4 protein-coding genes are annotated in these 3,978 nt (G+C 65.1%); 2 read left to right on the top strand and 2 right to left on the bottom strand.

Features of this window, described 5'->3' with window-relative positions:
• Nucleotides 1-1,299: cytochrome P450 (locus AC2VOG_RS15990; protein ID WP_486940851.1), on the top strand; the 1,299-nt coding region annotated here is incomplete at its 5' end.
• 72 nt (nt 1,300-1,371) lie between these two features.
• Entirely contained in the window at nt 1,372-1,773 is a 402-nt protein-coding gene (locus tag AC2VOG_RS15985; RefSeq protein ID WP_486940852.1) for a hypothetical protein, read from the top strand.
• Between the two features lie 3 nt (nt 1,774-1,776).
• Here AC2VOG_RS15985 and AC2VOG_RS15980 read toward each other — a convergent pair whose 3' ends face one another.
• Together AC2VOG_RS15980 and AC2VOG_RS15975 are read right to left on the bottom strand one after the other, a co-directional pair.
• Nucleotides 1,777-2,955 carry an acyl-CoA dehydrogenase family protein gene (locus AC2VOG_RS15980; RefSeq protein ID WP_486940850.1) on the bottom strand — a complete coding sequence of 393 codons (1,179 nt, stop codon included), beginning with the start codon at nt 2,953-2,955 and terminating at the stop codon, nt 1,777-1,779.
• Complete coding sequence (locus AC2VOG_RS15975) at nt 2,939-3,949, bottom strand: acyl-CoA dehydrogenase family protein (RefSeq protein WP_486940849.1); 1,011 nt, start codon at nt 3,947-3,949, stop codon at nt 2,939-2,941. Before AC2VOG_RS15975 ends, AC2VOG_RS15980 begins: the two co-directional genes overlap by 17 nt.
• Nucleotides 3,950-3,978: the final 29 nt, after the last annotated feature.

Raw genomic sequence — 3,978 nt, 5'->3', positions numbered from 1 at the left:
ACGCCCGAGTACCGCGAACAATTCGAGAAGATCACCGAAGAGATCCACCAGAAGTGTCCGGTCGCATGGACCGACACCTACGACGGCCACTGGGTGGCCGGCGGCAGCAGCGCGGTGTTCGAGCTGGCCCGCTGCCCGGTCGTGTCCAACGACCACGACATCAACGGTGAACGTAAAGGCTATCAGGGCATTTCGATCCCCAAGGCCAAGCGTGCGAGCGGGGTGCGCGGCGGCATCCTGGAAATGGATGATCCCGAGCATCGCATCTACCGCACCGTGCTCAACCCGTATCTATCGCCAGCGGCGGTCAAGCGATGGGTGCCGTTCATCGACGAGGTGACCCGTGCCTGCCTCGACGAGAAAATCGAGGCAGGCCGCATCGACTTCGTCGACGACCTCGCCAACATCGTGCCCGCCGTCCTCACGCTGGCGATGCTGGGTATCCCGCTGAAGAACTGGGCGATCTACAGCGAACCGGTGCACGCCTCGGTGTACACCCCGGAGCACTCCCCCGACATCGACAAGATCGTCGCCATGCATCGGCAGATGGGACTGGATCTGCTGACCAACATGGTCGAGATCAAAGAGCACCCGCGGCCCGGAATTGTCAATGGGCTCTTGCAGTTACGTATCGATGGCGAGCCCGCACCCGACCTCGAGATCATGGGCAATCTCGGTCTGGTCATCGGCGGCGGGTTCGACACCACCACCGCGCTGACCGCGCACGCGATGGAGTGGTTGTCGCAGCATACCGACGAACGCGAACGGCTGAGCCGCGAGCGGGACACTCTGCTCGACTCCGCCACCGAAGAGTTCCTGCGCTACTACACGCCGGCCCCCGGCGACGGCCGCACCTTCGCCGACGATGTGAAACTCGAAGGGACACAGTTCAAAGAAGGTGAGCGGCTGTGGATCTCGTGGGCGATGGCCAACCGTGACCCGTCGGTTTTCCATGACCCGAATGCGATTATCTTGGACCGGAAAGGCAATCGGCACTTCAGCTTTGGCCTCGGCGTCCACCGCTGCATCGGTTCCAATGTGGCGCGGACGGTGTTCAAGTCGATGCTGACCGCGGTGCTCGACCGGATGCCGGACTACGTGTGCGACCCCGAAGGAACCGTGCACTACGAGACCATCGGCGTCATCCAGGGCATGCGGCACCTGCCGGCCACCTTCACCCCCGGTAGGCGACTCGGCCCGGGCCTGAACGAAACGCTGGAGAAGTTGCAGACGATCTGTGATGAGCAGGAACTGGCCCTGCCCATCACCGAGCGCAAGGAAACCGCCGTCATCGACTGAAAATCGGCCTATATTCAGCCCACGAACGGAAGGGTCTATGAGGTGAAGTCGTTGGTGCTGAGCTTGGCGTTGATGGCAGCCGCTGTGGCGCTGCCGTCGGTGGCCCACGCCCACATGCCGTACGGAAACTACCAGGTGGAGTCGCCGCGCGACCCGGGTCACTCCTGGCTCTGGGCGCTGCGGCCCTGCGAGCCGGCGCACGCCGATGACTGCCTCCAAGACCAGGCCCAGCCGAGGCCCAACGGCCAAGCCACGCCGTGGTACGCCGTCGCACATCTGACGAACGGCCAATACACCATGCCGGTCGATGTCCCCGACGGCGTGCGCTGCACGGTCTACTTTCTGCCGTCCCACGACGTCTACACGTGGGACGCGGTGACGCTGAGCGGTTCGGTGACATCCACCTTCGACGCCGGCTGCGGTAACGCGCCGGGTGGCACCGCCAGTTGGCCGTTCAACCTCGTCCGGTTCTAGGGTTCAGCGGGCGGGCAGCCCCAGTACCCGCTGGGCGATGATGTTGCGCTGGATCTCCGAAGTGCCGCCGGCGATGGTTCCGGCAAAGCTGCGCGCGTAGCGCTCAAACCAACTGCCGTAGTAGTGATCGAGATTCATCGGCTCGTAGGGCCCGCTCAGCGCTGGGTGCAGCAGCCCGTCGGATCCCGCCGCGGACAAGGCATTTTCGCACGCCTGACGCTCGGCCTCCGAACCAAGCAACTTGAGCACCGACAGGGCCGGCACGTCCTCTTCTCCGCGCGCGGCACGGGCCAGCGCCACCGACCCGAGCAGGCGCAGCGCCTGGCGGTCCATCACCGCGGTGGCGTACTGGTCGCGCTCGATCGCGTTTCCCGGCTGGAAATCGGTGATGACGTTGTCCAGGCGGTCGGCGAAGCCGAGCCACATCATCGTGCGCTCGTGTCCCAGCGATCCGTTGGCCACTCCCCAGCCCTGGTTGAGGGGTCCGACGAGATTTTCCGCCGGAACCCGAACGTCTTCGAAGAACACCTCGTTGAAGTCGAGATTGTCTTGGCCGCAGATATCCGGGAACGGCCGACGCGTCACACCGGGTGTGTCGGTGGGGATCACCAGTGCGCTGATTCCCCTGTGCTTCGGTGCATCTGGATCGGTGCGCACGAAAGTCAGCAACACGTCGGCATCGTGAGCGCCCGAGGTCCACACCTTCTGTCCGTTCACCACGAAATGGTCGCCGTCGCGTACCGCCTTCGTCCGCAATGACGCCAGGTCTGATCCGGCGCTGGGCTCGCTCATGCCTAGCGATGCGGTGATTTCGGCCCGCAGGATAGGCACCGCCCAATGCTGTTTCTGCTCGTCGCTGCCGAATGAAATCAGCGACGCGGCAATGATATTCACACCCTGAGGATTGAAGCTGTGGTATATCCGGCGCTTGCACAGCTCTTCGAGGTACACATACTGCTGCAAGACAGTGGCATTGCGGCCACCGAATTCCGGCGGCTGGGTGGGCAGCAGCCAGCCGTTGTCGAACAGCAGCCGCTGCCAGCGACGAGCCCAATCCGGCATGTGCGAAACCGATTTCGGCCGCTCCAGCGCCTCCGCCGCCGCCGCCGGCACGTGCTCGTCGAGGAAAGCGACGAACTCGTCGCGGAACGCCTCGACGTCGGGATCAAAGGTGAGCTGCACGGTACTCCTCGGTAATTCTCGCGCGGTGCTCGGCGGTCCCGCCGAGCATCAACTCGCCGGCCTTGGCCCGCTTCAGCGCAAACTGGAGATCGTTCTCCCAGGTGAATCCCATTGCGCCGAAAAGTTGCAGGCCGTGTCGGAATACCAGCGACTGGCATTCGCCCGCAGCGGCTTTCGCCATCGCGGCAGCCAGCCGGCGGCCCGGGTCGTGCGCCGAGATCGTCAGTGCGGAGTAGTAGGCCAACGCACGGGCCCGCTCGATCGCGACGTGCATGTCGGCCGCCTTGTGCTGAACCGCTTGGAACGACCCGATCGGCACACCGAACTGATGACGGCTGCGCACATGATCGAGGACGAGGTCCAGAATGCGTTGGCATGCGCCGACCATCGTCACCGCCATCCCCATCAGCGCGACGTGGTGCGCCTGCTCGGTGTCGGCGCGCACCCGCGCCGAGTCGGGCAGCCGCAGTCCGGTGAACGTCACATCGGCGACATGCAGCACCGGGTCGAGCACGGCGCTGCGCGGCCGGGACAGCCGATCTCCCGCGTCGCCGGCATTGACGATGAACACCGCGGCATCGGTGACCACGCCCAGCCATTCCGCCCGGTCGCCGTCGAGCACGTGGCGCGCGGTGCCATCGAGCACCCACTCGTCGCCGTCACGGTGCACGGTGACGCCGCCGTAGACGGCGGCGCCGGATGCCCGCGCGTCAAAGCGGTCCCCTGCCAGCGGCGCGAACTGACTCATGGTCGCCAAAAACGGGGTCGGATCGGTCGCACGCCCCAGCTCTTCGAGAACGATGGCCAGCTCGACGGCATTCTCCGGATCGCTCATCTCGGTCCAGCCGTGCCCGATATAGGCCTTCCACACGGGCCCCGGATCCACACCGTCCTCGGCAACGCCTCTGACCAGCGTCGGCGGGCACTGCTTGCCGACGGCATCGCGGACGGTTTCCTGCCAGAGCCGCTGATCGGCGTCGAATTCCAGCAGCATCCAGCCAACTCCTCAGATCGTCAACGTGG

The organism is Mycobacterium sp. TH-M11 (genome assembly GCF_057473725.1).
This window is presented reverse-complemented; position numbering and strand designations above follow the sequence as displayed.

Coding starts and splice junctions, on each gene's coding strand:
- AC2VOG_RS15975 (WP_486940849.1), bottom strand. CDS start 3,949: ATGCTGCTGGAATTCGACGCCGATCAGCGGCTCTGGCAGGAAACCGTC.
- AC2VOG_RS15985 (WP_486940852.1), top strand. CDS start 1,372: ATGGCAGCCGCTGTGGCGCTGCCGTCGGTGGCCCACGCCCACATGCCG.